Origin of the sequence: Pantoea alfalfae (assembly GCF_019880205.1) — a bacterium.
GTDB classification, from domain to species: Bacteria; Pseudomonadota; Gammaproteobacteria; order Enterobacterales; family Enterobacteriaceae; genus Pantoea; species Pantoea alfalfae.
The window spans coordinates 1,936,309-1,962,433 of sequence record NZ_CP082292.1 but is presented as its reverse complement, the minus strand read 5'-3'; the positions used below and the strand labels follow the sequence as shown (position 1 = coordinate 1,962,433).

25 protein-coding genes and 1 pseudogene are annotated in these 26,125 nt (G+C 54.0%); 10 read left to right on the top strand and 16 right to left on the bottom strand.

Translation table 11 applies throughout. The annotated features are described in order from the left end of the window. Positions 1 to 56 precede the first annotated feature (56 nt). A complete protein-coding gene (locus K6R05_RS09140; RefSeq protein ID WP_161735191.1) occupies positions 57 to 656 on the top strand; it encodes an FMN-dependent NADH-azoreductase in 600 nt (199 codons plus the stop codon). A gap of 64 nt (positions 657 to 720) precedes the next feature. Here the strand turns inward: K6R05_RS09140 and K6R05_RS09135 are convergent, their stop codons facing one another. From K6R05_RS09135 to K6R05_RS09125, 3 genes are read right to left on the bottom strand one after another with little or no spacing between them, the layout of a single operon-like run. Continuing rightward, positions 721 to 1,059 (bottom strand): YdbL family probable chaperone protein, encoded by a 339-nt coding sequence (locus K6R05_RS09135; RefSeq protein WP_161735194.1) that lies wholly within the window; start codon positions 1,057 to 1,059, stop codon positions 721 to 723. Positions 1,060 to 1,070: 11 nt separating this feature from the next. Then, a complete protein-coding gene (locus K6R05_RS09130; RefSeq protein WP_009090058.1) occupies positions 1,071 to 1,259 on the bottom strand; it encodes a YnbE family lipoprotein in 189 nt (62 codons plus the stop codon). After that, positions 1,256 to 3,883 (bottom strand): YdbH family protein, encoded by a 2,628-nt coding sequence (locus K6R05_RS09125; RefSeq protein WP_309568528.1) that lies wholly within the window; start codon positions 3,881 to 3,883, stop codon positions 1,256 to 1,258. Before K6R05_RS09125 ends, K6R05_RS09130 begins: the two co-directional genes overlap by 4 nt. Positions 3,884 to 4,028: 145 nt before the next feature. Here K6R05_RS09125 and K6R05_RS09120 point away from each other — a divergent pair, with 145 nt between their 5' ends. After that, on the top strand, positions 4,029 to 5,021 hold the full coding sequence (locus tag K6R05_RS09120) for a 2-hydroxyacid dehydrogenase (protein ID WP_222925434.1): 993 nt from the start codon (positions 4,029 to 4,031) through the stop codon (positions 5,019 to 5,021). 46 nt (positions 5,022 to 5,067) lie between these two features. On the opposite strand, the gene K6R05_RS09115 is transcribed toward K6R05_RS09120, so the two are convergent. After that, the gene (locus tag K6R05_RS09115; RefSeq protein ID WP_003853763.1) at positions 5,068 to 5,343 is read right to left on the bottom strand and encodes a putative hemolysin; all 276 of its coding nucleotides are present in this window, start codon (positions 5,341 to 5,343) and stop codon (positions 5,068 to 5,070) included. A gap of 184 nt (positions 5,344 to 5,527) precedes the next feature. Here K6R05_RS09115 and K6R05_RS09110 point away from each other — a divergent pair, with 184 nt between their 5' ends. Both K6R05_RS09110 and ttcA read left to right on the top strand, forming a co-directional pair. After that, positions 5,528 to 6,184 (top strand): MgtC/SapB family protein, encoded by a 657-nt coding sequence (locus K6R05_RS09110; protein WP_150010231.1) that lies wholly within the window; start codon positions 5,528 to 5,530, stop codon positions 6,182 to 6,184. 1,601 nt (positions 6,185 to 7,785) lie between these two features. Further along, positions 7,786 to 8,721, top strand: coding sequence for a tRNA 2-thiocytidine(32) synthetase TtcA (ttcA, locus tag K6R05_RS09105; protein WP_161735202.1), 936 nt, complete (start codon positions 7,786 to 7,788; stop codon positions 8,719 to 8,721). Positions 8,722 to 8,807: 86 nt separating this feature from the next. Here the strand turns inward: ttcA and ynaL are convergent. From ynaL to K6R05_RS09095, 3 genes and pseudogenes are all read right to left on the bottom strand, one after another. Continuing rightward, a pseudogene (ynaL, locus tag K6R05_RS22315) lies at positions 8,808 to 8,912 on the bottom strand (proline-rich small protein YnaL); the annotation flags it as partial. 300 nt (positions 8,913 to 9,212) lie between these two features. Further along, positions 9,213 to 10,196, bottom strand: coding sequence for a zinc transporter ZntB (gene zntB / locus K6R05_RS09100; protein ID WP_161735206.1), 984 nt, complete (start codon positions 10,194 to 10,196; stop codon positions 9,213 to 9,215). 118 nt (positions 10,197 to 10,314) lie between these two features. Then, entirely contained in the window at positions 10,315 to 11,934 is a 1,620-nt protein-coding gene (locus tag K6R05_RS09095) for a peptide ABC transporter substrate-binding protein (RefSeq protein WP_222925475.1), read from the bottom strand. Between the two features lie 152 nt (positions 11,935 to 12,086). Between K6R05_RS09095 and mpaA the strand changes: the two genes are divergently transcribed. After that, positions 12,087 to 12,794 (top strand): murein tripeptide amidase MpaA, encoded by a 708-nt coding sequence (gene mpaA, locus K6R05_RS09090; protein WP_222925433.1) that lies wholly within the window; start codon positions 12,087 to 12,089, stop codon positions 12,792 to 12,794. Here the strand turns inward: mpaA and ycjG are convergent. After that, positions 12,769 to 13,752 (bottom strand): L-Ala-D/L-Glu epimerase, encoded by a 984-nt coding sequence (gene ycjG / locus K6R05_RS09085; protein ID WP_222925432.1) that lies wholly within the window; start codon positions 13,750 to 13,752, stop codon positions 12,769 to 12,771. The two genes, mpaA and ycjG, sit on opposite strands and share 26 nt — an antisense overlap. 146 nt (positions 13,753 to 13,898) lie before the next feature. On the opposite strand from ycjG, the gene tpx reads away from it, so the two are divergent. Then, entirely contained in the window at positions 13,899 to 14,402 is a 504-nt protein-coding gene (gene tpx / locus K6R05_RS09080; RefSeq protein WP_161735213.1) for a thiol peroxidase, read from the top strand. Positions 14,403 to 14,731: 329 nt separating this feature from the next. On the opposite strand, the gene tyrR is transcribed toward tpx, so the two are convergent. After that, positions 14,732 to 16,297 (bottom strand): transcriptional regulator TyrR, encoded by a 1,566-nt coding sequence (gene tyrR / locus K6R05_RS09075; protein ID WP_161735216.1) that lies wholly within the window; start codon positions 16,295 to 16,297, stop codon positions 14,732 to 14,734. A gap of 229 nt (positions 16,298 to 16,526) precedes the next feature. Here tyrR and K6R05_RS09070 point away from each other — a divergent pair, with 229 nt between their 5' ends. Genes K6R05_RS09070 through K6R05_RS09060 form a run of 3 tightly spaced genes read left to right on the top strand, consistent with a single transcriptional unit; the run spans position 16,527 to position 19,300 of the window. Next, on the top strand, positions 16,527 to 16,883 hold the full coding sequence (locus K6R05_RS09070) for a GtrA family protein (protein WP_161735219.1): 357 nt from the start codon (positions 16,527 to 16,529) through the stop codon (positions 16,881 to 16,883). Continuing rightward, positions 16,883 to 17,833: a glycosyltransferase family 2 protein gene (locus K6R05_RS09065; protein ID WP_222925431.1), complete on the top strand. Its 951-nt coding sequence runs from the start codon at positions 16,883 to 16,885 to the stop codon at positions 17,831 to 17,833. The genes K6R05_RS09070 and K6R05_RS09065 overlap by 1 nt, the downstream gene beginning before the upstream one ends. Before the next feature lie 48 nt (positions 17,834 to 17,881). Beyond that, entirely contained in the window at positions 17,882 to 19,300 is a 1,419-nt protein-coding gene (locus tag K6R05_RS09060; protein ID WP_222925430.1) for a hypothetical protein, read from the top strand. A 42-nt stretch (positions 19,301 to 19,342) separates the two neighbouring features. On the opposite strand, the gene K6R05_RS09055 is transcribed toward K6R05_RS09060, so the two are convergent. From K6R05_RS09055 to pspA, 6 genes are read right to left on the bottom strand one after another with little or no spacing between them, the layout of a single operon-like run. After that, positions 19,343 to 20,404 carry a YcjF family protein gene (locus K6R05_RS09055; protein ID WP_222925429.1) on the bottom strand — a complete coding sequence of 354 codons (1,062 nt, stop codon included), beginning with the start codon at positions 20,402 to 20,404 and terminating at the stop codon, positions 19,343 to 19,345. Further along, entirely contained in the window at positions 20,401 to 21,798 is a 1,398-nt protein-coding gene (locus tag K6R05_RS09050) for a YcjX family GTP-binding protein (protein WP_222925428.1), read from the bottom strand. The genes K6R05_RS09055 and K6R05_RS09050 overlap by 4 nt, the downstream gene beginning before the upstream one ends. Next, positions 21,779 to 22,027 (bottom strand): phage shock protein PspD, encoded by a 249-nt coding sequence (gene pspD / locus K6R05_RS09045; protein ID WP_003853796.1) that lies wholly within the window; start codon positions 22,025 to 22,027, stop codon positions 21,779 to 21,781. The genes K6R05_RS09050 and pspD overlap by 20 nt, the downstream gene beginning before the upstream one ends. Positions 22,028 to 22,082: 55 nt before the next feature. Continuing rightward, positions 22,083 to 22,433: an envelope stress response membrane protein PspC gene (gene pspC / locus K6R05_RS09040; RefSeq protein WP_013357981.1), complete on the bottom strand. Its 351-nt coding sequence runs from the start codon at positions 22,431 to 22,433 to the stop codon at positions 22,083 to 22,085. Then, a complete protein-coding gene (gene pspB / locus K6R05_RS09035) occupies positions 22,430 to 22,657 on the bottom strand; it encodes an envelope stress response membrane protein PspB (protein WP_161735233.1) in 228 nt (75 codons plus the stop codon). Before pspB ends, pspC begins: the two co-directional genes overlap by 4 nt. Positions 22,658 to 22,692: 35 nt before the next feature. Continuing rightward, on the bottom strand, positions 22,693 to 23,358 hold the full coding sequence (gene pspA / locus K6R05_RS09030) for a phage shock protein PspA (RefSeq protein ID WP_098050427.1): 666 nt from the start codon (positions 23,356 to 23,358) through the stop codon (positions 22,693 to 22,695). 164 nt (positions 23,359 to 23,522) lie between these two features. On the opposite strand from pspA, the gene pspF reads away from it, so the two are divergent. Then, positions 23,523 to 24,524 (top strand): phage shock protein operon transcriptional activator, encoded by a 1,002-nt coding sequence (gene pspF / locus K6R05_RS09025; protein ID WP_161735239.1) that lies wholly within the window; start codon positions 23,523 to 23,525, stop codon positions 24,522 to 24,524. A 92-nt stretch (positions 24,525 to 24,616) separates the two neighbouring features. Here the strand turns inward: pspF and K6R05_RS09020 are convergent, their stop codons facing one another. Continuing rightward, on the bottom strand, positions 24,617 to 25,852 hold the full coding sequence (locus K6R05_RS09020) for an MFS transporter (RefSeq protein ID WP_222925427.1): 1,236 nt from the start codon (positions 25,850 to 25,852) through the stop codon (positions 24,617 to 24,619). Positions 25,853 to 26,125 lie beyond the last annotated feature (273 nt).

Sequence of the window (26,125 nt, the reverse complement as noted above, 5' to 3'; positions counted from 1 at the left end):
CGTAGAGTGTAAACCATTGAGCGGAAAGTCTTCCGCGTAACAGACAGGAAACCACCATGACCAAAGTTTTAGTTCTGAAATCAAGCATCCTTGCAGGCTACTCACAGTCAAGCCAGCTCGCTGACTTCTACGTTGAACAGGCAAAGGCACAGGGTAAAGAAGTCACTGTACGTGATCTGGCCGCTAACCCGATTCCGGTTCTGGATGGTGAGTTAGTGGGTGCAATGCGCCCATCCGAAGCGCCACTGTCACCACGTCAGCAGGAAGCACTGGACCTGTCCGATGAACTGATTGCAGAACTGCAGGCTCATGATGAAGTGGTGATTGCCGCGCCAATGTACAACTTCAACATCCCGACGCAGCTGAAAAACTATTTCGACCTGATTGCCCGTGCTGGCGTGACGTTCCGCTACACCGAAGCAGGTCCGGAAGGTCTGGTTAAAGGCAAAAAGGCTGTGGTGATCTCCAGCCGTGGCGGCATTCATAAAGATACCCCAACCGATCTTCTTACCCCATACGTTAAGCTGTTCCTGGGCTTCATCGGCATCACTGACGTTGAGTTCGTGTTTGCTGAAGGCATCGCTTACGGTCCTGAAGTGGCCAGCAAAGCGACCGCTGAAGCGAAAGACGCTATTAAGCAGATCGTGACGGCATAAGTCTCACTCATCTCAGGATGACGCTGTAAAAGACCGGGCCATGCGCCCGGTTTTTTTTCGCCGGTTACTGACTGCTCTGTGCCACTTTTCTCAGCCACTGACCGTTAATGCCGCGCACATATTCTCCCGCTGCCGCACGGCCCACCAGCTTCTGTCCGGCAATACTGGCGATGTCAGCCGTGGAGAGATTATTCTGCTCTGCCAGCCGCTGATACTCCTGCTGACGTCCGGCATTAATCCGCTGCACCAGCGCCAGCGTTTCACTGTCCTGCGAACGTGCCGCCAGATAGCCGGAAAGCGTTTCACCTGCCCGGCCCGATTGCCGCGCCTCATCGAGCGTCAGTGCCCAGGCAGGCTGAGCTATCGCCAGGGCGAGGAACAGCGCCGCGCTTATGCGTTTCATCGTTGCTCTCCTCAGAACAGACCGCTCTGGTTTTTCAGTAACGCTTCCACATCTTTATCGACTTTGATGTGGATCTCATGTTCGATTTTCACGTTCATATTGATGGTGATGGGATCTTTGGGTGCCGTGACTTCAATGCGCGGCACGCAGCCGATGCTCAGCAGTCCGGCTGCCAGAACCAGTAGTGCCCTCAGGCTCATGGTGAAGTGTCCTTGTTCGATGGCAAAGTCGCATGTTGCTCTAACCAGGATTGCAAATTATCGCCAAAGCGCAGGCTGCGCCAGAGCTGAAACAGGTTTTCCTGATGATGATAGTTGAGATTAACCGTCTGACGACGGTTACTGAACTGGCTCACGCCCTGCACCTGCGCCTCCATAGTGAGGTCGCCAAGATTATCCAGATTGATCGTGGCCCAGCTGCGGGAGACTTCCATATAGCGTAACCAGTCCAGCGCGGCGCCCGTCGCCACGTTATTGCCGGTAATGGCATCTGCCATATCTTTATCCAGCCGGAAGGTCAGCGGACCGCTGTTGGCAATCCACCCTTTCTCCACCAGCCAGCGTGGGTTATTGAGCCACAGCGGAAGCTCACCGTTAACCTTGCCCGACATGGCGAACTGTTTAGGCTTCAGCGCCGTGACAAGTTCGCTGAGGCTGATTTGACGCAGCGACACCCGGGCTGGCTCATGCTGAGGCATACGCAGGGATGGCAGCGTGATTTGTCCGCCCAGCAGATCGAGGCTGACATCCTGCAGCGTCAGCGGCGCCTGTTCAGACCATGGCCAGTTCCCCTGCAGGTCGGCGCGAATGTTCTGCATCGCAAACTGGTTCTTAACCTCGGCAATGCGCAGTGATACCGGGCCGTGCTGCCCAAACTGCCACTGCTGATCATGAAATCGGAACGGCAGCGAGAAGTCGATACCGTTCACCTGGCTGTCAGGCGTCCAGACGCTGCCCTGTCTGACCGTCCAGTGGCCTCCGGCCTGGAAGCCCTGATCGCTGGCGGCGGAAAAAGCGACCTGTGCCTGCAGACTGCCGCCCTGAATCTGCATTTTCATGTCGGGGCTGAGCAGTGGCTGAAATACTGTCAGCGACTGAGCGGGCCACCAGGCCTGGCCGCGTAACCGTTCGCCGTCCCAGCGACCATTCACACGCAGCGGGCCGACCTTGCCCGCTTTTAACTCGCCCCGCCAGAGGAAATAGCCGGGATCACGACCTTTAGCCTCAAAGTCGAGCATGGAATCTGCCAGATGTCCGCCATAGCTGAAGCGGGTCTCTCCTGCCTGCAGGCGGAAATGCCCATTGAACGCCGGATGCGCCGCATCACGCTGCCAGTCTACCGGTGCAGTCAGCGTCAGACGCGGTTTTGCTATGTTGACGCTGCCGTACGCCAGCTGATTAAAGCCGGCAGACAGGGTGTCAAGATGGATCAGCGTATCGTGCCAGCCACCGGTTCCTTTAACATCCCAGCGCGCCTGCAGCGGCAGCATCTCGCCTCCGCCCCAGTAGCGCCAGTTCCATTCGCCCTTATCGGGCCAGAAGTCTGTGGCGCGACCATCGAGATGCAGCCAGAAGCGGCCAAAACTGGCATCGTGTGCGTTGAGAATCGCCTGCAGGCGACCATCAATGCCCTGTGAGGAGAGCCGCACACCCGCCAGCGGCCAGCGCGCCTCGTCCACTTCCAGCGTTGACAGCAGCCGACCGCGCAGACGCAGCAGCGATTTAGGTTGCAGCACCAGCTGAGGATCGAGTAGCGATCCACTGAGCACACCAGGAATCGAGCCATAAAGTTGCAGAGCGGCCAGTTTGCTTTCACCGGTCAACTGAAAGGGAAGGTTGCTGTTGGTCAGGCTGAGGTTACCAGGACCTATGCCCAGCACCACGTTGCCCTTGCCGCCGCGTCCCTGGGTCAGCAGGTTAACGCGACCGCTAATCTGGCTACTTTCAAGGCCAGACTGCCAGTTATCCAGCGTCAGGTTAACAAACCCTGATAGCGGCTGAGCCTCCAGCGGCCAGAAGTATTCGCCCTTTTCAATCCGAATCTGATCGCGGCTGATCTGCCACGGCAGTCTGAGAAGCGGCCTGGTCACTTCGGCCATTGCCACGCGTAGCTCGCCCTGCTGCTGCTGCCAGTTAAGCGTCAGCTTCAGGGGATGCGGCAGCGCGTCCAGCGCCAGCTGTCCGGTCACATCGCCGTTCACCGGCAGATCAGTGGCAAAGGTGGGTAACGCCAGATGACCACTCAGCGTGACGGGGTCAGGCAGTGCAGGATGGGTGAGCGTCAGGCGACGGATAGCGAGCTGCTGACCGGTCAGCGTGGCCGCCAGCTGCAGATTATCGCCCTGGTAACTGAGTTGCTGGCGATCTTTTTCCAGCGTCAGATCCAGCGCGCCCGCATACGTCTGCCACGGCGTAACGATTAATTTGCCCAGATGAACGTCGGCGCCAGGCAGCATTGCCTGCCATTCGGCCAGCGTTTTGGGCGCAGCCGTACTGTTACTGGCAGGTAATTGTTGCAGGCAGGCGCTATCCAGCGTCAGCGCTTCAGCATTGAGTTTCCAGCGTGACTGATGCCAGCCCAGTGACACCGCCTTTACGGTGGCCAGTGAGCAATCGCCAGCGAGATAACGGATCTGAGGTAACCACAGGCCACCTTCACGCCAGCGGGGTGCGCCTGACAACGCAATGCGCGTCCCGTCAGGCAGCCAGATGCCGGCCAGCCGCGGCAGCCATTGCGTCACAGTTAAGATCAGGCCGAGCAGAAGCAGGATAACCGCCAGAATGGCCGCCAGCCGTCGCCGGAAAATCCGTGGCATAAAAGCCATAATCCTTTTCCTTACAATATCCTGACAACGATGATGGCATGTAATCTGCCAGAGGTGAAGGCCTGTGCCAGGCGCAAATCAGCAGTTTCAGCAAAGTCGGTCAGAAAACGTTATCCTTGGTTTATCACTCTGCAGGAGCATAACAATGAAGATCGCGGTTTACAGCACTAAACATTACGATCAGAAATACCTTGAGCAGGTCAATCAGCAGTTCGGCTTTGAACTGGTGTTTTATGACTTTTTACTCTCTGAAAGCACGGCTAAAACCGCTGTGGGTTGCGATGCCGTCTGCATCTTTGTTAACGATGACGGCAGCCGTCCGGTACTGGAAGAACTGGCCGGACTGGGTGTGAAATACATCGCGCTGCGCTGTGCCGGTTTCAATAATGTCGATCTGGCTGCGGCGAAAGAGCTGGGTCTGGAAGTCGTCCGGGTTCCAGCCTACTCACCAGAAGCGGTGGCTGAACATACGATCGGCCTGATGATGACCCTGAACCGCCGTATTCATCGCGCTTATCAGCGTACCCGTGACGCGAACTTTTCGCTCGATGGGCTGACCGGCTTCAATATGCACAACAAAACTGCGGGCGTTATCGGCACCGGTAAAATCGGGATTGCGACGATGCGCATTCTGAAAGGTTTTGGTATGCGGTTGCTGGCGTTTGATCCTTACCCAAGCGAACAGGCACTGGAGCTGGGCGCGGAATATGTCGATCTGAAGACGCTGTTCGCTGAATCTCACGTCATCACGTTGCACTGCCCGCTGACGCCGGAGAATCATCATCTGCTTAACGCCGACGCGTTTAAACAGATGCGCGATGGCGTCATGATTATCAATACCAGTCGCGGTGGTCTGATTGATTCACAGGCGGCCATTGACGCGCTAAAACAGCAGAAAATCGGCGCGCTTGGCATGGATGTCTACGAGAATGAACGCGAACTGTTCTTTGAAGATAAGTCGAATGATGTGATTCAGGACGACGTATTCCGTCGTCTGTCAGCGTGCCATAACGTTTTGTTCACTGGCCATCAGGCGTTTTTAACCGCAGAAGCGCTGACCGCCATTTCTGAAACGACGCTGAGTAATCTCAGCCAGCTCGATCGGGGTGAAAACTGCCCGAACCGACTCTCAGCCTGACTGTTCTCGGTGTGACTGCGCGGGCCGGAGAAATCCGGCCCGTTCATCAGCGCGCGCAATTCCCGCCAATCAACGCCTGCTCATCACAGCGGCGTCCATTCACTAACTGACACATTCCCACGCGCGAGCCATCCAGCTGATGCGAAAATGCCAGCGTTCCGCCTGCATTCGAACAGGTGCTTTCTGCCAGGGAAGACATCACCACCCGTGGCTGGATATGGGCGGCGGTGGCTTGTTGCGGTGGCTCGTTATCATCACTGTTGCTGCTACAGGCAGAGAGTAATAGCGCGGCACCGGCCAGCAAAAAGGTGGCTGCTTTCATCAGTCGGACTCCGGGAATTGAGGTAAAAGGCTGGCTCAGCATATGTCAGGCAGCACAAGGGGTCGAGAGGTGAAACAGCTTTTTACAAAATTCTGCAGCGTCATTTGCAAGCAGAATTATCTTGTTTACCTGTTATCACTGAACTGCCACCCTTTTTCAGCCCATATTAATTCGGAGTAAACCCATGTTAATGGATATGTTAATTCGCATAGCGCTGGCCGGTATTCTCGGCGGCCTGATAGGCCTGGAGCGGCAGATGCGGGCTAAAGAAGCGGGATTACGTACGCATATTCTGGTCGGTATCGGCAGTGCCATGTTTATGCTGGTGTCGAAATATGGCTTCGCCGACATGCTCAGCAGCGACCACGTAGCACTGGACCCCAGCCGTATTGCCGCTCAGGTGGTCAGCGGAATGGGCTTTCTTGGCGCGGGCACCATTATGATCCAGAAGCAGGTGGTGAAGGGTTTAACCACGGCGGCCGGCCTGTGGGTAACGGCAGCGATTGGTCTGGTAATCGGCAGCGGCATGTATGAGATCGGCATCTATGGCACGGTGCTGGCGCTGGTCGTGCTGGAAGTGTTTCGCCGCCTCAGTCATCTTTTAATCGGCAAACACCATACACTGCTGGTTTTTCTTAAGCCTAAAAGCGTGCCGCTGGTATTGCTGGTCATGCAGCGGGAAGGCATACGCTACGGCAATGTGACGGTGATTAATCGTGATGAAGAGAGCGGTCTTTGTGAACTCAGTGTCCAGGTGACGCTTTCCCGCAAATCAAACGATGCGTACCTTTATGATAAGGTTATGGAGATCAAGGGCGTTCAGTCGCTGGAAATGATGTGATTCCGCCACAAAAGCCGCTCATACCCGATGTCTCCCTGCAGGCATCCGGACATCGCAGAAGGCGGTGAGTAGCAGCCAGCGCCTTCTGCACTCCCCCATCCAAATCTGGCTGACCGCACATCTGGCTATCCTGTAAAGAAGCTTACTGACTGACCTGAGACATAGTGCGTGCCGATAATTAATGGCATAATCCGTTATTGTTTATCAATGTAATCATTTTACCCGGGGACAAATGCGCCAAGACTCTGACCATTCTGAAGACACCCTGCCTGCTGCTTCGCGCAAAAATTACCAGCCAGCATTAATCTTGCTGATTTTTACACTGATTGCGGGTGCTGCGGGGATCATGATGATACTGGATCATCGGAACTCGGTTAATAACGCGCTGGAGACCGGACAATGTCTGGCTGAAGAAAGTGCGGAAGATATTCTGGAAGTACTCAGGCATTTTTTACATCATGCTTATCGCTGGATTTTTAAGGCCTGCGGCTGAATTCAGTGCAGCATAAAATGGAGTAAGCCATGCCGGTTGACCAGCAGCAGAACACCGCAATACATAACCGCAACATAGCAAAGTAAAAAGAGTATCAGCGTCACAATAAATCTGGTGCCGTACTTTTTTATTTTACGATTTTTATCGGGATGCCTCATAGACATTAAATATTGATTCATTTGTTATTCACATTGATAGCCCGACATTAAACGGCTTCACAGGCAGTCTGTATTGACGAAATGTGCGAACCGACAGTTCACTTTATAAGAGAGTCTGCGTAAACGCATTTAAGCATAAAACGTAAACACCCGCTCTTGCGAAATCTGCTTATCAGATGTCCTTAACATCACCTGATTTATTAAAAAATCACTTTTTAGTGCGTGCTAAGAGATGATAAAACCATCGTTTTAATGAGATGCATAACACGCCAGTACGTCTGAATTTATTATTATAAACCCAACGGGTCAACGCACATTCAACAGAGCCCTTTTTTAAGATTATCACCTGAAAAACGAAAGCAGCGATTAATATCTGACTCTCTGATAATTTAATGAAAACATTTCTTTTGATGTACATCAAAGCATAAAAATACTACCCGAAATCTATTTAGTCCCGATTGATTCATGGCAGCGCATGCTGTGTTTTTTATTAATTCGGTAGTGCTGATGAAAATTTTTTTAATTATCTCTGTCATTTTTATGGCCACAAGCTGTGCAGTTAAAAGAGATCATGCGCGGACTGATGCTTACCCGTCATCACCGCCGTCCTGCTCAACGCACAGTGATGAAATTGATTGTCAGTGGAAAGATGTGCCCGTCAGCTGACATCGCGCAGCTGAACGCTTTCCGTTTGCTCACGACAAAGCAAAGCCTGCCCTCTTTCCTCACGCGCTTGCTCAGCACCGCATTCCGACAATGATTGCCCAGACGGGTCACGCGGCCGATGACTCTGACGGCGATTATCCGCTGATTACTTCACTCCGGGCTGGCTTTCGCGGCAACAATCCGTACCATACGCTGCATATTCGTAACATCACAGTGAAGTGACTGGCTGGGCGTGCATCAATTTGCCCTTTAGCTACGCTTTCTGGTTTTTGAGATAGGTAAAAATGCAAGATAATCAAACGGTTGACAAGAAAGAGCAGTACAACCTGAATAAACTGCAGAAGCGTTTGCGTCGTAATGTCGGCGAAGCGATTGCAGATTTTAATATGATTGAAGAAGGTGACCGCATCATGGTCTGCCTGTCGGGCGGTAAAGACAGCTACACCATGCTGGAAATTTTACGCAGTCTGCAAAAAAGCGCACCGGTCAACTTCAGCCTGATTGCCGTCAATCTCGACCAGAAACAGCCGGGCTTCCCTGAGCACATCCTGCCGCAATATCTTGAGTCGCAGGGTGTTGAGTACCGGATTGTCGAAGAAGATACCTACTCCATCGTCAAAGATAAGGTACCTGAGGGCAAAACCACCTGCTCACTCTGCTCGCGCCTGCGCCGTGGCATTCTCTATCGCGTCGCGACAGAACTTGGTTGTACTAAAATTGCGCTGGGCCACCATCGCGATGACATCCTGCAGACGCTGTTCCTGAATATGTTCTACGGTGGAAAACTGAAAGGGATGCCGCCAAAGCTGATGAGCGACGATGGTAAGCAGATTGTGATCCGTCCACTGGCCTACTGCCGTGAGAAAGATATCATTCGTTTCTCCGAAGCACGTCAGTTCCCGATTATCCCGTGCAACCTTTGCGGTTCTCAGCCGAACCTGCAGCGTCAGGTGGTAGCCGATATGCTGCGTGACTGGGATAAGCGCTATCCTGGCCGCATCGAAACCATGTTCAGCGCGATGCAAAACGTGGTGCCGTCGCACCTGGCCGATGTCAATCTGTTCGATTTTAAAGGCATCAAACATGGCGATGCAGTCGTTGATGGCGGCGATCTCGCCTTTGACCGGGAAACGCTGCCATCACAGCCTGTCGGCTGGCGGGTCGATGAAGACGATGCACCCGATATCAGCGTGCGTCTGGATGTACTACAGATTAAATAAGTCCGGAAAAGATTAAGGGCGTGCTGCAGGCAGCACGCCCTTTTTTATATGTTGCGATGTGGCGGTGGATCCATTATCGGCGGAAATTCCGGATCGGTTGGTGGATCAGGCTGCGGTTGCGGCTGGGGAATTGGCTCAGGAATCGGGACTGGATCCGTGGGGATCGGCTCGCTGTTAAGAATCGCGCTCATGCCGTACTCCTTTTCTTGCGAATGGACTTTAAGCTTAGATAAGGAACGGCGTTACAGCCAGGCAGACAAAAAAAAGCCGGCACACTGGCCGGCATGTTTCGAATTAAATGTGCTATGCATCAATTCTAAATATGGAAGTAAGACAATATGGAGCGCAACGCCCATCGCTTGACGTTGCATTCACCTGCGGGAGAGAGTTTGCGTCAGCAGCGACAATGGGTTCTTGATGTCGATCAGCTTTTGTTCGCTTAACGGGATTTTCAGCCCACATAGCGGGATTGCCGCATTACCTTTGTCGCATCAGAGCCAGTGCCGTTTACGCAGATAACCTGCGACCCCTACTGCCAGTGCCACCAGCAGCAGACAGAAGATTGAAAAACCATATTTCCATTCGCCGCCCGGAATGCCGCCCAGATTGACACCAAACAGGCCGGTCAGGAACGTGGCGGGCAGAAAGATCATCGCCATCAGTGACATGGTATAGGTGCGGCGGTTCATCGACTCCGCCATCGCAGAGGCGACCTCATCAGCCAGAATCGCAGTGCGCGCCACGCCTGCATCCAGATCATCCAGCCCGCGCCCCAGACGGTCGGCAATTTCCTGCATCCGGCGGCGTTCACTGTCATCCATCCAGGCCAGTTTTTCACTGGCCAGCCTGGCATAGACATCGCGCTGAGGGGCCATATAACGCCGCATCACAATCAGCTGTTTGCGTAGCAGGCCCAGCTCGCCGCGCGCGGGCATCCGCTGATCGAGCAGCGCATCCTCCAGCTCGATAATTTTGTCATGTAACTCTTCAATAAATTCGCTGGTGTGATCGGTCAGCGCATCACAGACATCCACCAGCCAGCTGCCGCAGTCAATCGGGCCATTGCCGTTTTGCAAATCGGTGAGCACTTCATCGACGGCAGAAACTTTGCGCCGCCGGGTGGAGACGATGAGCTTATCGTTGATAAACACCCGCATGACCACCAGCTGGTCGCGACGTGCATCGGTGTTGTGGTTAACGCTGCGCAGCACAATCATAAATCCGTCGCCCAGCCTGCTCACGCGGGGACGCATGCTGTCGCCCGCTAACGCGTCACGCACAGCATCGGGGATTTGTGGCGTGGACTGCAGCCATTCGGCGCTCTTGCGATGGGTATAGTTCAGATGCAGCCAGCAGGGCTGCTCACACTGGATGACTTCATCTTCAGCAATCGGGATCATTCCCCCCTTGCCATCCAGCTGGCAGGAAATGATGGCATCTGAAACCTGTAATGCTTTTCCTTCAATAACGTCCACTCCGTCGCCTCTCTACTAAAATCAATATGATACAGTCTAGCGTGACGGCGTTGAGTTGCAATCTCCGGGCTGTGTAGAAAGATGTCAGCCGATGGCCGGAAAACCGGCCATGACAGGCTTAGTGCTTTTCAATCCAGAGTTCACGGCTGTAGGCGACGTCTTCAGGATTGGTGATGGGGTAGCCTTTGACCCAGGGTTTAATCAGGCGGCCATTAGTGTACTGATAGATAGGGGCAATGGGCGTCTGTTCAGCCAGGATCTGCTCCGCCCGGTTGTAGTCGCTGTTGCGCGCCTGGTCATTTGTCTCTTTGCTGGCTTTGGCGATGGCCGCATCATAATCCGCGTTGCTGAAACGCGAAATATTACTGCTGTTGCCTGAGGTCAGAAGATTCAGGAAGGTAGATGGCTCATTGTAGTCACCCACCCACGAAGCACGAATCACATCAAAGTTCCCGCTATTACGGCTGTCGATATAGGTTTTCCACTCCTGATTCTCCAGCGTGACATCTACCCCGAGGTTCTTTTTCCACATCGAGGCCACAGCAATCGCAATTTTCTGATGACTCTCAGAGGTGTTGTAGAGCAACTTAAGTTTGAGCGGCTTAGCGGGGCCATAACCGGCGGCGGCGAGCAGCGCTTTCGCCTGCGCGTTCAGGGTGTTCTGATCGTGCTGCTGCATGAAAGTGGGCAATGGCTTAAAGCCTGCTGTTACATCTGGTGTAAAGTGCCACGCCGGCTTCTCACCGGTGCCCAGCACTTTTTCAGCAATGACTTTGCGATCGATAGACCATGAAAGCGCTTTGCGGACCCGCACATCGGCAGTCGGCCCCTTCTGCGTGTTAAAAGCATAGTAATAGGTGCCTAACTGGTCAGGTGTGTAGACCTCACCCGGCAATGTTTTTTTCAACATCGCATACATATTCTTAGGGAAGGATTCGGTGATATCGACATCATTTGCGCGATAGCGCTTAGTGGCGCTCGACTCTTCATTGATCGGGACAAAGGTCACTTTTGTCAGCACCGAATGCGCATCATCCCAGTAGTCCGGATTACGGATCAGGACGATTTTTTCATTTACGACCCGCTCACTGAGCTGATAGGCACCGTTGCCCACCAGTTTGCCGGGTGCCGTCCAGCTGTCGCCCTCCTGCGCAATCGTCTTCTGAGGAACCGGGAAGAGCGCGACGTTAGCCACCAGCGCCGGGAACCACGGCACCGGACGATCCAGCGTCACTTTCAGCTGCGTTTTACCCTGAGCGACCACACCCAGCTTATCGGGCGTCATTTCGCCTTTGGTAATGGCTGCCGCATTTTCAATGCCGCTTAAACCCGCGAACCAGGCAAAGGGCGAACTGTTTTCAGGAGCGACCAGGCGCTGCCAGCTGGAGACAAAGTCCTGTGCGGTAACCTGATCGCCGTTTGACCAGCGCGCGTTATTGCGCAGGGTGAAGACCCAGGTTTTGTTGTCGCTACTGCTCCAGCTCTGCGCCACGCCCGGCACAATTTTGCCCTGCGCATCCTGATTGGTCAGGCCTTCAAACAGATCGCGAATCACCTGAATTTCCGGCAGTCCGACTGCTTTAAGCGGATCAAGTGAAGCGGGTTCATCTTTAATGTGGCGAACGATCTGCTGCTGTTCAGCCAGCTGTGCGCCAGCGGGTGGATTCGCCGCGATAGCGGGTGTGATAACACTGCTCAGACTGATTGCTGCCAGCGTCATGCGAAAGGTCTTAACCATCATCACTCCTTTACCCCAAAGAAGTGCTGCATCAGTCTGTTGCTGATACAGCTTGTGCAGGGCACTTTAGCGCAAATGGCTGACAGATAAATAGCTATTTTCCGCACACGGCTTTTCCGCTACTTTGAGTAAAACCCTTTGAGGAAATGAGTATGTCACCACTCCATCCGCGACCCCTGCGGGGCAAACTTGACGTTCCCTATCAGCAGTATGGCCGCTCTGTGCTGGGCGCACCGCTGCTGTGGTTTCCGGCCCCATTGGGCGATCCCGACAGCGGTCTGATCCTTGCCGGCACCCACGGTGATGAGAATGCGGCCATCGCGACGCTCTCTGCCGCATTACGCACGCTGCCCGACGGCATGCGTCGGCACCATGTGGTATTAGCGGTCAATCCGGATGGCTGCCAGCTTGGGCTGCGCGCTAACGCAAATGGCGTCGATCTCAACCGTAACTTCCCCGCCGCAAACTGGCGATCAGGCGAGACGGTATATCGCTGGAACAGCGCGGCCGATGCGCGTGATGTGGCGCTCTCAACCGGTACGCATCCGGGTTCGGAACCGGAAACCCAGGCACTCTGTGCTCTGATTCATCAGCTTAAGCCGTGCTGGATCGTCTCATGGCATGAACCGCTGGGCTGCATTGACGATCCGCATCAGGTGGATATAGGCGGCTGGCTGGCCAGCCACACCCGCCTTCCCCGAGTCAGCAGCGTCGGCTATGACACGCCAGGCTCATTCGGCAGCTGGTGTCACGATCTCAGTCTGCCCTGCGTCACCGCTGAAATGCCGGTGATTTCCGTGGATGAAGCCACAGAGACTTACCTTGAGATGATGGTCAACCTGCTGCGCTGGCAGCAATAATCAGTTGACCGTTGCGCACGTTGATCGCCGGTTCTGCATCGGCCGCCAGCCAGGTTGGCCCGTCAAGATCGGCGAAGCGGGTCTGCGGCACCAGCGGCAACGCAGCACGTATCGCCCGCGAGGTGCAGAGCATGCAGCCCAGCATCACCGTAAAGCCCTGCTGCTGAGCCGCATCGGCCAGTGCCAGCGCCTCGGTTAGTCCACCCGTTTTATCCAGTTTAATGTTGACCATCTCATAACGGCCTCGTAGTGCCGCCAGGCTTTCGCGGGTATGACAGCTCTCATCAGCGCAGATCGGTAACGGATGGATAAAGTTCTCCAGTGCCGCATCCTCATCCGCGGGCAGTGGCTGCTCAAGCATCGCCACATTGATATCGGCCAGTAGCTGACAGCGTGCTGCCAGGCCTTCGGCGTGCCATGACTCATTCGCATCCACAATCAGGGTCGCGTCCGGCACGGCGGCGCGGATCGCCATCAGCCGTTCGGTGATGAAATTATCGTCAAGCTTAACCTTCAGCAGCGTTGCACCATGCTGCCACAGCGCCAGCGCGCTGCTGGCCATCGCTTCCGGGGTATCGATACTGACGGTCTGTGCGGTGACCACATCCTCAGGCGCGGTAACGCCGCTAAGCTGCCAGAGGCTGCTCTGCTGCTGATGTGTGGCCAAATCCCACAGGGCGCTGTCAATGGCGTTGCGCGCGGCACCAGCAGGCAGTGCCTGTTGCAGCGCTTCACGCGTCATGCCCTGTTGCAGCGCAGGCAGCAGCGTGGCGATTTGCGCCAGCACCGAGGCTTCGCTTTCACCGTAGCGCGCATAAGGGGTCGCTTCTCCGACGCCTTTGACGCCGTCCTCCTCAATTTCAACCACCACCACCTTGACTTCGGTTCGCGTTCCACGGGCAATGACAAACGGCGTATGCAATGGCCAGGCTTCGGGGTAACTTTTTACCGTTCTCATTTCCACTCCAGAATGTAGGACGCAGTGGCAGCCCGCCACGTTAGATTCAACAATTGAACTCGTAAACCCTTAACATTTATGTCATAAACAACGGCTATCTTTAGCCGTTTTGTGTTGGATGTTTTTTCTCATCAAAAGGAATCACTATGTCTCAGACTGTTCATTTTCAGGGTAACGCCGTACCAGTTGCTGGTCAGTTTCCTCAGGCTGGCGATAAAGCCAAAGCTTTTACGCTGGTCGCTAAAAATCTGGTCAACGTTGCGCTCTCTGAGTATGCAGGAAAACGCAAGATTCTGAACATTTTCCCGAGTGTTGATACCGGCGTCTGTGCTTCATCAGTGCGCAAATTCAATCAGGCCGCGAGTGAACTGAATAATACGGTGGTGCTGTGTATTTCAGCGGATCTGCCGTTTGCCCAGTCACGTTTCTGTGGCGCAGAAAACCTGAGCAACGTAGTGACCCTGTCGACGCTGCGCGGCTCAGAGTTTAAGTATGATTATGGCGTGGAAATTGCCGATGGTGCGCTGGAAGGTCTGACTGCTCGTGCGGTGATCGTGCTGGATGAGAACGATAAAGTGCTCTACAGCCAGCTGGTTGATGAAATCACTACTGAGCCTGATTACGACGCTGCGCTGGCCGCGTTGAAGTAATACAAAAAGCGGATAGCCAGGTTATTCGCCGATGTTACAGATAATGTCTGGCTCGATTAGCTGTCAGAACGAGCCTGCACAGAAAATTGGGTCAGATCGGAGAGACGCAAAATCTGTCATCCATGACCGCCCGGCCCGCACAATTACGCACCTCATCCCTGAGGTGCGCCCGTAGACGGGCCAACGCTTCGCGTTGTTCAAAAACGCTCCCGGCGTTGTTACTACGCACCCCATCCCTGAGGTGCGCCCGTAGACGGGCCAACGCTTCGCGTTGAGTTAATCTATGACTGCCAGATTCGCCATGAGTCTGCTAAGAGGAACTGAAAAGCTTATTCGCTTTCGGTACGCTTCTGCCCCAGACCATATTCCCGCAGCTTATTGGCAATCGCGGTGTGAGAAACACCCAGCCGTTTTGCCAGCTTTCGGGTACTGGGATAAGAGAGATAAAGCCGCGTCAGAATCGAACGTTCGAAACGGCTGGTGATCTGATCCAGTGTCCCTTCCAGGGCTTCATCTCCGAGTGACACATCCAGCGCCTGTTCGGGCAACACGATATCCTGCGGACGCAGCTCGTAACCTTCCAGCTGGGTTAATGCCCGATACAGCGCGTTTTTCAACTGACGCACGTTGCCAGGCCAGGCATAACGGGTCAGAAACGCATTGAGCTGTGGCGAGAGACGCGGACGCGCCATTCCCTGCTCATCCGCGAAGCGGGCCACAAACATCTCAGTCAGTGGCAGAATGTCCTGTGGACGATCGCGCAGCGGCGGCAGTTGCAGCGTCAGCACATTGAGACGATAAAAGAGATCTTCGCGGAATTCCCCGCGCTGCACCAGCTCAATCAGGTTCTTTTGCGTGGCGCAAATCACCCGCACATTGACATGTACTTCATGCTCTTCGCCGACGCGACGGAAAGTACCGTCATTAAGAAAACGTAGCAGCTTGGTCTGCATTCTTGGCGACATCTCGCCAATTTCATCCAGCAGAACCGAGCCGCCATTGGCCTGCTCAAAAAAGCCTTTTTTGCCTTCCAGCGCATTCGGATAAGCGCCGGCAGCATGACCAAACAGCTCGCTTTCCGCCACGTCGTCGGGCAGAGAGGCACAGTTCAGCGCCAGGAAAGGATTTTTCCCGCGGGCACTGCGCAGATGACAGGCGCGTGCCAGCATATCTTTCCCGGTCCCGGTGTCGCCAACAATCAGTAGCGGCGCATCAAGCATCGCCAGTTTACGTGCCTGATCGACCACCTGACGCATCTTCGGCGTGACGGCAATGATATGGTCAAACTCCGATTCGTCGGTAACCACCAGATTCTGCAACTGGCGGCCCATACGGGCTGTCGACTTCAGCATCACCATCGCCCCAACCGGCCTGTCGCTCTGGCCCTCTTCACCCGGCAGGTAGATGGGACGTGCCTCCATCAGAAAATCACGCCCCTCAATGACGACATGCTGGGCCTGCGCCTCAACACGATCGCTCTCGAGCCAGCGCAGGAAATTAAAGCCGTTAATCAGATGACCGGCGCTAAAGTTGCGCATCTTCTCTTCATCGAGATTAAACAGGTTCTGAGCAGCGGGATTCGCCAGTTCAACCTTGCTTTTCAGATCGATAGAGAAGACCGGATCTGGCATCGCCACCAGCAGCGCACTCAGCGCGCGATGCTCCCGTTCAGAGGGCATGTACGTAACCGTGCGCACATCTGTTACGCCGGGTGTACGGCGGATTTCCGCCATCAGATTACTGAAGGCGTCAAATTCCAGTGCAGAAAAGTTCAGGTAGATGCGGCCCAGTGCCGTGATTTCGATACCGCGTAAATCAATGTTGCGTGCCACCAGCAGGTCAAGCAGTTCACGCGTCAGACCGATACGGTCCTGACAGAACACTTCCAGACGCATTGCGTTCGCCTTAATCAGGTTCAGATAAAACAATAATACGCTATGTGGCGCACCTGCAGAAAGGTGTCTGTCAGGAAATGTTGACAGTTCTGGCTCGTATGGTGAGGTTTTGTACTAACCTGCTGTCGACGATCATTTCCGGTTGAATGTCAGTCTTTGTCAGCACCGGACTGTTGATTGCGGGCTGATTACGGTATATTTTTCTTAACTGAGTAGAATTGATTTTAAAATGCTGACTTTCTTCGCAAAATATCTGACTGTGGGTATGGTTAATACCCTGATTCATTGGCTGACCTTTTTCCTCGTCCTGAGCATGGGTCTCATGCAATCGACCGCTAACCTGATTGCTTTTTGCATGGCCGTCACCTTCTCTTTCTTTGTTAATGCGCGCTGGACCTTTAAACAGCAGGCCACGGCATGGCGTTATATTCTTTACCTCGTTTTTATGGGCGCGATGGCATTCAGCGTAGGTTATCTGGCTGACCGGTTGGGCCTCTATCCAATTATTACATTGATTGCCTCATCGGCTATCAGTCTGGTATGTGGCTTTCTTTTTTCCCGCTTTGTTGTATTCAAAGGAGAATAATGAAAATCTCTTTGGTGGTGCCGGTATTTAATGAAGAGGAGGTCATCCCTCTTTTTTATGATGCGGTCAGAAAATATGAAGCGCTTGCAGAGTGGCAGGTTGAGATTGTTTTTATCGATGATGGCAGCACAGACGCAACGTATAAGCTGATAACGCAACTGAGCCAGCGCGATCCACTGGTGTGCAGCCTGTCATTTATTCGTAATTTCGGCAAGGAACCGGCGCTATTTGCCGGACTGGAAGCCGCCACCGGCGACGCCGTTATCCCGATTGATGTGGATTTGCAGGATCCGATCGCGATTATTCCCGACATGATCCGAAAATGGCAGGCGGGCGCTGATATCGTGTTAGCCAAGCGGATTGACAGACGTGCCGATGGTCACCTCAAACGCAAAACTGCGCACTGGTTTTATAAACTGCACAACAGTATCAGCGATCCGCAAATAGAAGAGAGCGTCGGTGATTTCCGGCTGATGTCGCGTGAAGTGGTTGAGAACATTAAGCTGCTGCCCGAGAAAAATCTCTTCATGAAGGGCATTCTGAGTTGGGTCGGCGGACAGACGGACATCGTGGAATATGTACGCACTGAGCGAATTGCTGGCCGCAGTAAATTCGGCGGCTGGAAGCTGTGGAATCTTGCGCTTGAGGGACTGACCTCATTCTCTACTGTTCCGTTACGCATCTGGTCATATCTGGGTTTCTTAGTGGCCTCGCTGGCCTTTCTGTATGGACTCTGGATGATCGTGGATAAACTGCTGTTCGGTAATCCGGTGCCCGGCTACCCCTCTATTCTGGTTTCTGTGCTTTTTCTCGGTGGGGTTCAGCTTATTGGCATTGGTGTGTTGGGTGAATATATTGGCCGCATCTATATGGAAACCAAAAACCGTCCTCGCTATATTTTGCGAAAATCCGCGACGACCAGACTAACCCCGCCTCAGAACACGGATTAAACCACGCGTTCAGGCGCAGAGAGATGGCCTGATTAATAAGGATGTAAGATGTTCGCCACTGATACCGTACTGACACACCGTAAGGTTTTTTTACTTATTGCGATCGTTTTTCTGATTGCTTATAGCCCCGCTTATTTAACCCATTACGCCTATACCGATGACTGGACAAATCTCTACTGGGCTAACTCTGACAAGCTCAGCATCTTAAACTGGGACACGTTATCCGGCAGGCCGGTGTATGGCGTTATTCAGTACAGTGCTTCTTTTCTGGTGGAGAGCGTAGAACGACTGGCGCTGTTGCGTTCTGTCGCCCTTGTTCTGCTCATTTTTACCGGGTATTACATCTATACCCTTTGTCAGAAAGATGCGTTGCTGGAGAATCAGGCTCAGCGGATCACTTTTGCATTATTGATTTGTCTGCTCCCTTCATTTCAGGTTTACGTTGCATGGGCATCCTGTTTCCCCTATATCGCTGCGATTTTACTGGCGGGTGCCAGCTACCGTTTGTCGATTAAACCGGGCATCCCAGCCAGGCTGTTAGCATTCTGCCTGCTGACCATCGCTTTCTGTCTCTACCAACCGGCCGCAATGAGCTTTACCTTCTTTGCTGCGCTGGACCTCTGCTTTTCCGCGCGGAAAATTGATAAGAAACAGGCGCTAATCTCACTGATGGTGCTGGGCGCAGGCATGTTTGCTGCGCTACTCGCCTCGAAGGTGCTGCCCGTTCAGCTTTATGGTCACACGCTGCCCCGCTCGGCATTCAGCTACGACATCCCGGTTAAGCTGAAATGGTTTTTTACCGAGTACCTGAAAAACGTTATCTGCAACTTTGATCTCGGTGCAAAAACGGTGTCGGTGATCCTCTCTGCGACCATTATTGGTTTTGGGCTTAAGAAAATTAAAGCCGCAGGCAACGACAAATTTTATCTGATGTTCGTCTTACTGCTGATCGCCGCACTGCCCAATCTGATTGTCAGCGAAAGCATGGCTGCTTACCGCACGTTGATTGCCGGTGCATTGATTACCACCAGCGCATTTATTCTCGGCCTGTTTGAAATCAGCAAAAAGATAAAATGGAAAAAGCCTTTTTATACGCTGCTGGTGATAGCGGCTGGCTCGCTGACGATAAGCCATCTGATCAACGGCTACTCCGTTCCGGCTCGCAAAGAGTTTGCCCTGCTCGATCAGGCAATCATTCAGCAGGTTCCGAAAGATTTTAAGGGCGCACTCTATTATCGCCTGACCGGGGAGTACCTGCCGAAGGTTGCGACGTTACGTAAATATGATGATTTCGGCGGGCTGGGCCTGAGCATGTCATGGACATTCGCCGGAATGGCGCATTTTATCAGGGAGAAGAATGGGATGGCTTTTACGCTGCCAGCGGACCCGGTGATCACTGATGAATCTGCCTGTCCGGGTGAGTGCCTGACTATCGATTCGCGGCAGATCCTGCGTCAGCCGCATTAAATAATAAAGGCGGCAAGGCCGCCTTTATTGTCCTCCAAAGGTTCAGGCGGACTTATTGCCGCCCTTCTGCAGCGTCTCTTTCAACTGGCCCAGCAGCTCACGACGAAAGTCGCCGAGCCTCGGCTTATCCTGCTCCAGCCAGGGCAATGGACGGCAAAGCTCCATCGCTTTTATGCCAAGTCTTGCGGTTAATAACCCTGCACCAATACCCTGCGCGGCCCGCGTAGAAAGCCGGGCGGCAATGTCCTGCGACATCCAGTCCATACCCACTTCCCGCACCAGTTCAGATGCCCCGGCAAAGGCCATATTAAGCAGCACCAGACGGAATAGCCGGATGCGGCTGAAGTAACCCAGCTCAATGCCATAGATTGCCGCGATACGGTTGACCAGCCGCAGATTACGCCAGGCGATAAACGCCATATCCACCAGCGCCAGCGGGCTGACCGCAATCATCAGTGTGGCTTCCGCTGCATGACGGCTGATCTCGCGTCGCGCCTGACGATCCAGCACTGGCTGCACCAGCTGTGCATATAAACGGACAATTTCACTGTCATTGTGGGTTTCGTGCAGTGAAGCATGCCAGCGCTGCAGAGCCGGATGCGCCTGATCCAGCTCCGCCTGTTGCGCCAGCTTTTCGCAGAATGCGCGGCCTTTGCCGATGCCATGACTGTGCAGCAGCTCGCGGCCCACATCCCTCTCCTCTGCGCGCTGACGCAACTGATAGAGGCGACGCCACTCGGTGGTCAGCGCGCCCACACCGGCCAGGACGATCAGGCCACCTGCCACGCCGCTGCCCAGCGAAAACCAGTCGCGGGCCAGCCAGGCATCGTGCGTCCACTGTACACCCTGCGCCATCACGCTGACGCCGAACAGCAGTGCGCCTGCTGTCACCATTTTGCGCCACAGGCTCCGCTTAGGCTTCAGCGCGGCTTCTACCGCCCGTTCACCTGCGCCCTCCTCTTCAACGGCGGCATCTTCATCCTGCACCGCCAGAAACGCAGCCTGCGCTTCTGCTTCAAAGGTTTGCGCCGGACGCAGCGGCGTCGTGCTGCTCTCATCCAGCGGATGGGCAAAATCGATACGCGGCTTCAGCGGATCGCTCATCGCAATTTATCTCCCAATAAAAATTCCAGCGCGGCATCCATGCGGATATGCGGCAGCGGACGATCAACGTCAAGCTGCTGCGGCCGGAACTGTTCAAACTGAAAACCCTGCTGCTGCCAGAAAGCGTTACCGGGCAGGCGCGGCGGCACTTCGCCGGGATAGACGGTGAGCGGCTCGCCATCGGTCAGTCGATGACCGCGCAGGGCCGGGATCTTCTCGCCACGGTGATCGACCAGCCCGCTTTGCGTCGCCTGCACTGACGCCAGCCCGATGCAATCCATACTGATGCCTTCAAATGCCGCGTTCTGCCACGCATCCTGCACCAGTTGCTGCAACAGAGACACCATGTTGCCATGCTGATCGCTGGTAATGTGGTCCGCCTTGGTGGCGGCAAACAGTAATTTGTCGATTACCGGTGAGAACAGCCTGCGGAACAGGGTGCGCTGACCGTAATGAAAACTCTGCATGAGTTGCGTAAGTGCCAGTCGCATATCATTAAACGCCTGAGGTCCGCTGTTCAGCGGCTGCAGACAGTCCACCAGCACAATCTGGCGATCAAAACGCAGGAAATGGTTTTTATAAAAGCCTTTAACCACATGCTGACAGTAGTAGTTAAACCGCTGCTGCAACATGCTGAAGTTGCTGCCTTTGTCGGCCTGCGCAAGCTTAGTCAGTTGCGCCTCATCAGAAGTCGGCCAGGGGAAGAACTGCAGCGCGGGCGCGCCTGCCATATCGCCAGGCAGCACGAAGCGGCCCGGCTGAATAAAGTGTAAGCCTTCCGTTTTACAGCGATGCAGGTAGTCGGTCCAGGCGGCAGCAATTTCCGCCAGCTGGGTTTCATCGGCGGGTGCTAACGGGTCGAGTTTTTCGCAAAGTGCGCGCCACGACTTAGCCCACTCAGCGCGATCGCCCTGCAGCAGAGCGTTCATCTGTCGGGACCAGGTGAGGTAATCCTGCGCCAGCATCGGAAGATCGAGCAGCCATTCGCCGGGATAGTCGACAATCTCAAGATAGAGGGTCGCCGTCTCTTTCAGATGGCGCAGCAGTGAATCATTAGGCCGGTAGCGCAGCGCAAGACGCATTTCGCTGACGCCGCGGGTTGGCGTGGGCCAGGCGGGCGGCGTGCTGTAGAGCTGTGCCAGACCTTCGTCGTAGGTAAAACGCGCCGTGCCCATGTCGCGCTGCGGCACCCGTTTCACGCCCAGCAGGCGTTCATCCCGCACAACGGAAAACAGCGGCAAACGTGCGCCGCTGTGAACCGTTAAAAGCTGATTAACCAGTGAGGTGATAAAGGCGGTTTTACCGCTGCGGCTTAAACCGGTGACCGCCAGCCGCAGGTGGCGATCGACGCCACGGTTCATCAACGCCACTAATTCAGTTTGCAGTCTTTTCATCGTTCTCCCTGATGAAGCGCGATGCCACCCGGTTCATCACGCGTTTCAGCAGTGGCTCAAGTGCCACAGCCAGCAACAGACGTAACGGGCGTCGCGCTACCGATTTCACCGCCCAGCCAGTCACACCAGCAGGACCGTAGGTAACAGCATTGATAATGATGAATTTAGCCGCCGACTTCAATGCAGGTGCCGCGCGGTGACGAAAAGCAGTGGATCGCGAAAAAGACATCAACACCTCCATAGAGAGAGCGGACGGGCCTGAAGACGGCCCGGGAATAAAATAATCAAATCTGGCGGAAACGGCTGCGTACGCTGAAGGTTTCAGACGTGACATAGCGCTCCAGGTCGCGCACGTTGCGCTCATCCCGTTGCAGGGTGCTCTCCAGCTGATCCAGCAACTCGCTGGCGGTTGGCTGGCGTTCGCCGTCACTGGCATTGGCAGGCTTCTCATCCAGCACAAAACCCAGCACGAAGTAGGCGATCACCGTAAAGACAAACAGTCCAAAGAACAGCGATAACACCACAATAACCCGCAGCAGGCGAACCGGAATGTCGAGATACTCTGCCAGACCCGCGCAGACGCCCATCAGCTTGCCTTCATCAGGCTTGCGCCATAATTTACGACCTTTCATCATGGCTGCCTCCAGTTAGGATGCTCGGCGTCCAGAATCGCTTCCAGCGCATCAATACGTTCACGCATCCGCTGCGCATCCTGCGTGACGCGCTGCAGGCGCTGGATTTCGCTTTGCGACAGTTCCGAACCGCCGCTGCGTTTGTTGCTGTAATGCAGCCATAACCAGATCGGTGCGACAAACAGCACGAAGATCGTTAGCGGTATGGCGAGAAAAAGTGCGCTCATTGACTCTCCTTAATCACTTATCGCAACGTCGATGATTACTCACTGCGGTTCATTTTGGCTTTCAGCGCATTAAGCTGCTGGCTGATTTCATCATCCGCTTTCAGGTCAGTAAACTGCTGGTCCAGAGTTTTAGGTTTACCAAAACCGTGGCTTTCAGCTTCGGCTTCCATGTGGTCAATGCGACGTTCAAAAGATTCAAACCGAGCCATCGCTTCGTCGATTTTGCCGCTGTCGAGCTGACGACGCACATCGCGTGATGAAGAAGCCGCCTGATGACGCAGTGTCAACGCCTGCTGACGAGCACGCGTCTCGCTCAGTTTTTTCTCCAGCTCGCTGATTTCGCCTTTCATGCGTTCCAGCGTCTCTTCAACCTGGCCCACTTCCTGTTTCAGGGAGGCGATCAGGTCGGTGAGTTTCTGTTTTTCAATCAGCGCCGAACGCGCCAGATCATCTTTGTCTTTGCGCAGCGCCAGCTCCGCTTTTTCCTGCCAGTCAGCCTGTTGCAGCTCAGCCTGCTCAATACGGCGTGACAGCTGTTTCTTTTCAGCCAGCGCCCGGGCAGAGGTGGAACGCACTTCGACCAGCGTGTCTTCCATTTCCTGAATCATCAGGCGGACCAGTTTCTGTGGATCTTCCGCACGCTCCAGCAGGGAATTAATGTTGGCATTTACGATGTCAGCGAAACGAGAAAAAATACCCATAATGATGTTCCTCTTTTAATGTTTTAAAACGTGATGCCCTGCCTGATTAATACAATATGCGTGCCAACTTTTTATCATATTGATTTCAATGTAATTTTAAATTTTACAGCCTTTTCGCCTTGTTTTAAGATAGTCAAAATGATTAAGGGATGGCGAAATTCATCATGACAGGCACTAATGATAATCTGCTGGGTGAGTCTAATAATTTTCTGGAGGTACTGGAGCAGGTTTCAAAACTGGCTCCCCTTGAGAAACCGGTGATGGTGATTGGCGAGCGCGGCACGGGTAAAGAGCTGATCGCCAGCCGACTGCACTATCTTTCTGACCGTTGGCAGGGACCCTTTATCTCACTGAACTGCGCCGCGCTGAATGAGAATCTGCTCGACTCTGAGCTGTTTGGTCATGAAGCCGGCGCCTTTACCGGGGCACAGAAGCGCCATCTGGGACGTTTTGAACGTGCTGACGGCGGCACGCTGTTTCTGGATGAGCTGGCAACCGCACCAATGCTGGTGCAGGAAAAACTGCTCAGGGTAATTGAGTACGGGCAGCTGGAGCGCGTAGGCGGCAATCATGCCCTGCAGGTTAACGTACGGCTGGTCTGCGCCACCAACGAAGACTTGCCTGCCCTGGCGGCGGCAGGGAAATTCCGCGCCGATCTGCTGGATCGTCTTGCCTTTGATGTGGTTCAGTTGCCGCCTCTGCGCGAACGTCGCAGCGATATTCTGGTGATGGCCGAGCATTTTGCCATCCAGATGTGCCGCGAGCTTGGCCTGTTGCTGTTTCCCGGATTTACCGCTAAAGCGCAGCAGGCCCTGCTTGATTACCACTGGCCCGGCAATGTTCGCGAGCTAAAAAATGTGGTCGAGCGTTCGGTTTATCGTCACAACAGCAGCGAGTTGCCGCTGGATAATGTCATTATCAACCCGTTCGCTTCACGCTCTGAACCGGTTGTGCTCCCGCGATTCAGTCAGGAGACGCAGCGTGGCGGCCTGCCTGCTCTGCCGCTGGATCTGCGTCAATGGCAGAATCAGCAGGAGCGGGATCTGGTCGATGCCAGCCTGCACCAGGCTCGTTATAACCAGCGCCGCGCTGCCGGATTATTAGGCGTCACCTATCATCAGTTGCGAGCAATGATGAAGAAGCACGATATAAAAGCAGAGAGTTAATTTACGCCACCCCAACCTATGATTTTTCTCGTCCTTGTGAATTAACAACCCGGTATAAACCGGGCTGTTTTTCACGTAGAGCCATCTATCCATTATGTGTTGTGCGACTTAGTCCCCATTTTTTCAGGTTGCCTGATGGCAGGAACCAGACCGACGCCAGCGGTAGCCATCACCACGGCCAGCGCTGACATCAGCAATACAGCACTCATACCAAAGTGTGTTGCCAGCGGACCCGCGACCAGTTGTCCAAAGGGAATGGCGATAAAGGAACCCATCGCATCATAAGCGTACACGCGAGCCAGCTTATCCGGTGGAATATGAGTCTGTAATGCGTGCGCCCAGGTTACGCCGAACAGGCCCAATGACATGCCAGCAATAAAGAACCCTGCTATCAGCAGTGCTGCTGACGCATTCTGGCTCAGCATAAGTATTGGGAGTGCGTAAAGACCTGCCAGCATCGCGCCAATAAAGAGATCACGACGTGGATGCCATCTCATAGCCAGAAATGAACCTGCAATTAAACCCGCGCTATGGGCGGCCACAATAATTCCCCATCGCGCCCGTCCGAAAGAGGCATCGGCAATCATTGGGCCCAGTACCACGACGATGCCATTGAACGCGACGTTGATAATGGCAAACTGAAGGACTATCGACCAAATCCAGCTTCGTCCGGCGAACTCTGCCCAGCCTTCTTTGATATCACGCAGGATATTGCCTTGCGAAGTCGCGGCTTTATTCGATTTCACACGGATCAGGAAATAGAGCGGCGCGGAAACGGCAAAACCCAGCGCATCAATTGCCAGTCCCCATCCCGGCCCGACAGCGCTGGTGAGAATTCCCCCCAGCGATGCCCCCATTACCGTACCGCCATAAATCCCCAGCTGAATTAACGCGTTAGCCTGACGCAAATCCGTTGCAGGAACCACCTGCGGAACCAGCGCAGACGAAGCTGGCAGAGCGATGCCTGCTGCCGCACCATTCAGGGCACCCAGCAAAGTCAGGCTAATGACGGTTGCTGAACCATTGAGTACAGACCAGGCGACGATAGCCTGAGAAACAGCGGCAACCAGCGCCGATACAACTAATACACGGCTGCGTGAGTAGCGATCGGCAATGACACCCCCTACCAGCAGAAATAGCACGTTGAACAGTGAGCGGGACGCAACAACTATCCCTAAATCAGAGGCAGAACCACCAATATCCAGTACCGCAAAAGCCAGCGCAATGGGAGCAATTCCATTGCCCAGTACGGTGAAGAGACGTCCGAAAAAGAGATAACGAAAGGATGAATGCTGAAAAGCCTGAGCGTTTTTTTGGAATTTATTCATTGCCAGGAAGTAGGTGACCAGAAGATGAGCTTATAGTACCTGCGTTTTTGTAAAAGTTAAGCGCGATATTACACTTTCCAGCGTCAGATACATCGAATGCATGCGGATATAAACACAATCTATAATTCAAGGGATTACATGATTTACTATTCTGGTTTGAATCTTAACTAAACTAATGATACCAATACCCGTTAATAGTTGAAGTGGCTTTTAATCAGATTCACAGCAATTAATTGAATAATCCATTTCGCACTACATAACCATGGTGTGGAA